Genomic DNA, 3,818 nt, shown 5'->3' with positions numbered 1-3,818 from the left:
TCACCCTCTTTGGCCGGTCCTGACCAGCATGCCGGGAGTCGGCGTCAGGACCGCCGCCAGACTCCTGACCGAAGTCGCCCATAAAGCCTTCGCTTCGGCTGCTCATCTGGCGGCCTACGCTGGCCTCGCGCCGGTCACCCGGCGCTCAGGCTCGTCGATCCGTGGCGAGCACCCGTCCAGACGGGGCAACAAGGTGCTCAAGCGCGCCTTGTTCCTCTCCGCCTTCGCGGCCTTACGAGACCCAGTCTCACGGGCCTATTACTCGGGCAAGATCCAGCAAGGCAAGCGCCACAACCAAGCGCTCATCGCACTGGCTCGGCGACGCTGCGACGTCCTGTTCGCCATGCTGCGCGACGGCACCATTTACCAACCCAAGTCGGCCCCTAACGCTTGACGAACAACATAGGGGCACCCCCCAATCTGGATCTTGATTGTCCCAGTAGTGTTCGTCGTACAGTTCGGTATGTTCTATTTTGTCGTGAATGTCGGTAAAAAGAAATCGACATGCCACGCACTCGTAATAATGGCAATTGTTTTCGGAGTCTGGAATGGGGTGTCCAGTTAGTTTGCTACTCGGAAGGGAAAAAATATTATGTATTTGGGAATTGCAAATTTTGCATTTTGGGGTTTCGGTACTATTTGCTCCAGTCATGGCTTTCAATCGATCAAGAATTGACGTATAAGACATTTCAGTTCTCCATTCTGCTTCTATCTAAAGGTGCGTGCAAATCGAAGATATAAATGAGTTTTTGGGTGAGCGTGTAGAGTTCTCAATTGCACAAAGCTCTGCCTGTTGTCAGACAGATATTGAATTGATGCTCCATTTTTGAGAGTGCCTCGAAAGAGCGGAATGATGATTTCGCTCACTCTCGCCCATATAGAATCCAAGCCTTGAGACGTTTCCAAATCCCAATTCCGATATGGCAACTGGCAGCCTCATCGTTTAGTGCATCAATTACGCGGTTAACAGTGATTGCTTTGAGGCAAATGCTTTCTCGTCCATTTGTCAGGTGGCATGGTTTATGCTTATTTCTCCAGCATGGGGCGCATGGGAATTCTGTTTTTGCAGGAGCAATGAATCGTACGTTTGGATAGTGCCGACAAAAAATGCGCCCACTGGTCGGGCCAAAAATCGCTACGGTTTTGATGCCTATCGAAGCCGATAAATGAACGAATGATGAATCGACGGCAACTAGTTTCTGACATTCAGCAAGCAGGGCGACGCTCATTCTCAGAGATGTCAATATCTTATGGATGTTGGGGGAAATATATCCAGAAATGGCCTCGTGATGAAAAATTAAAACACAATGATCTAGACTGAGTCGCGTTGCCAATTTTTCCATATCCGGCCAATTCTTGTAGCTATCGACAGAGAAAGGCTGAATGCCAATGACGGGTAGGTTATTGGGGTTGATTTTTTTAGATATGAAATGGCTCATTCTTTTTCTTCGGCAGTAACTCGATAGAAAGGCAAAAATCCAACCGAGCGCCTGACATACGATTTTGATGCGCCCATGGCGCGTGCAAAAACTTCAATACGATTGCTCCGAACGTTCGGGTATTGCCTCGCCTCGACGCGTCCCGCCGGACAGTCCGTAAGATTGATCCAGCGATTATATTGCGCTAAACTCACGTCATCGCTGTTTACATCAACGATTCGTATTTCATTTAGTCCCTCGAAGATCGGGTGAAATGATTTCGGCACAGCAAAATCTATCTGTGCTTTCGGATACTTCTTTGCGAGGGCTCGAAGACCTGCAGTCATCATGAGCACGTCACCAATTCCACCCATCGCCCGCGTGATCAAAATCCTACGTTTCTGCATCGAGGCGGGGAGGGGAATGCGCCATCGTCTGCTGGCATGATCGGTCTTATGCTGAGCGCTGGTCGGCTGGAATGTCGCCGACGATTTGGACGAATGAAGCAGATATAACGTACCCAAATAAATCCCCCATAGCAGCTTATGAGCACGTAGGGATCGCACCACTGGACTGGACCCGGCGAGTCTCGCGACATTGGCCAGGAGAAATGGAAGGCGGTAACGTAGTGGAACTTCGTTGCGAAGGAAGGCGCGAAGAGCGCCTCGGTAGGTCTTAACAATTTGCGAAGTAAAACCGATTCGAAGCTGTTCATTCGAATGGAAGCTGCAAATCCCTTTCCAGAGGACGGTTTTATATTCGTCGAGGTGATTGCTCGACGCAAGGATATACATTAATTTTTGGTACAGCTTCGGTAATTCCCGGCGATTAGGCAATAGGAAAGGCCTGCGCACTAACCGTAGTGCGACCTCTGACGCCTGTTCGCGCCGGCCAGCGACGGCGCCGAGATATGCGCGATGTAAGCTGATTGATTGAGCAATGCGAGGAAACTTCACCACACCCGTTCGCGATGCTATGTCGACAACAGCACTCGCTTCGGGTAAGTAATTGTGGTCGGTAAATGTGCCGGCAAGTTGATTAAGGCCTCGAAACCATTCCTCACTATGACTGATAAAACCTTGAGATAAGTATGAAATGTCGTTCAGTACATCTCTTGTGAATTCATTTGCTTTCTGAAAATCCAGTCGTAGCAAATCTGTCAAATGCTGATCAATGCAGCATGCAACGGAAAGAAAAACGTAACGATCATGCAACGCTTGCCTACGTTCTTGTTGATTTAACTTCAACCATGCGTGAAAAACAGGCGCGTGGTGATTTTCGTAGGCTATTCCGCTTAGATCGAGCGAGATCATCGAGTCGATTGTCTCGTTCCCGTACTTACCTTCCGGCGTAATGGGCAGGTTCGCGACTACGGCTGATGTCGATGTGGTCATTGTCATCATTGCCCTAACTCGAGAATATGATGGCTGTAGTGCTCGTATGCTTTGGATACGTCGCCGAAGCGTGTGATTGTACCCTGGTCAAGAACGGCGGCACTATTACAGTATTTCATAATGAATCCAGCATCGTGAGAAACGATGATGAATGCTCGATCTTTGCGTTTTTCGAACAGTTCATAGACACACTTCTCATGGAATCTGGCATCGCCGACCGCAATAATTTCATCAATCAAGTAACAATCAAATTCGATGGCGAGCGAAAGTGCGAACGCGAGGCGCGCTTGCATGCCGCTGGAATATGTCTTGACTGGCTCGCGAAAATATTTGCCAAGCTCTGCAAATTTCTCTACAAATTCACGAATTGATTCGTGATCGATATTATAAATTCGAGAGATAAAGCGAAGATTATCGAGACCAGTCAGGCTTCCCTGAAAACCTCCTGCAAAAGCCAAGGGCCAAGATACAGCCATCTTTCGCTGAATCAAGCCGCTATCAGGAGATTCCTGGCCGCTGATCAGGCGGACAAGCGTCGATTTGCCGGCTCCGTTTTTCCCGAGTATGCCTACCTTTTCACTGCGTTCAACAGTTAAACTTATCCCATTGAGCACCGTATGGCTACCGGTCCTCGACTTATATCGCTTCGTAACGTTTCGCAATACGAGCATCTCGATGTCCATGAGTTATGTGAGCATCTTCATGCGTCGGTCGCCCATCAACAAGAGCGCAACGAGAGTCATGGAAAGGCAGCAAAGAAATGTATAAGCAACACTGAAATGAAAGTGATTCGAATATCCCCAATAGCCGGCGCGCATCATTTCAACCGCATTCGTCATGGGAAACCATAGCACTACCTTCTGAAAGGTCTGAACCGCCCCGGATTTGGTGGAGGCTCGAACTCTTGAGAGAATGGAGCCATGAGCAAGAAGCCAAGCAAGTTTTCCCCGGAAGTCCGGGAGCGCGCAGTCCGTCTGGTACGAGAGCAGCGTAGCGAGCATCCGTC

Annotated in this window: 4 protein-coding genes and 1 pseudogene; 1 reads left to right on the top strand and 4 read right to left on the bottom strand. The window is 49.2% G+C overall.

All coding sequences use genetic code 11. The features are described 5' to 3' along the window. Positions 1-394: transposase (locus tag WS62_RS26215; protein ID WP_156441149.1), on the top strand; the 394-nt coding region annotated here is incomplete at its 5' end. Positions 395-863: 469 nt separating this feature from the next. Here WS62_RS26215 and WS62_RS35015 read toward each other — a convergent pair. From WS62_RS35015 to WS62_RS38450, 4 genes and pseudogenes are all read right to left on the bottom strand, one after another. Next, entirely contained in the window at positions 864-1,439 is a 576-nt protein-coding gene (locus WS62_RS35015; protein ID WP_082721302.1) for a glycosyltransferase family 9 protein, read from the bottom strand. Beyond that, positions 1,436-2,821: a glycosyltransferase family 9 protein gene (locus tag WS62_RS36980; protein WP_156441148.1), complete on the bottom strand. Its 1,386-nt coding sequence runs from the start codon at positions 2,819-2,821 to the stop codon at positions 1,436-1,438. The genes WS62_RS35015 and WS62_RS36980 overlap by 4 nt, the downstream gene beginning before the upstream one ends. Continuing rightward, positions 2,818-3,483: an ABC transporter ATP-binding protein gene (locus WS62_RS26210; protein WP_066577139.1), complete on the bottom strand. Its 666-nt coding sequence runs from the start codon at positions 3,481-3,483 to the stop codon at positions 2,818-2,820. The genes WS62_RS36980 and WS62_RS26210 overlap by 4 nt, the downstream gene beginning before the upstream one ends. A 15-nt stretch (positions 3,484-3,498) precedes the next feature. Further along, positions 3,499-3,818 (bottom strand): annotated as a pseudogene (locus WS62_RS38450) (hypothetical protein); the annotation flags it as partial.

It is taken from the genome of Burkholderia sp. ABCPW 14, assembly GCF_001523835.1.
Classification (GTDB): Bacteria; Pseudomonadota; Gammaproteobacteria; order Burkholderiales; family Burkholderiaceae; genus Burkholderia; species Burkholderia mayonis.
Note: the sequence above shows the minus strand (reverse complement) of the source record. Positions and strands in the feature narration are given on the sequence as shown.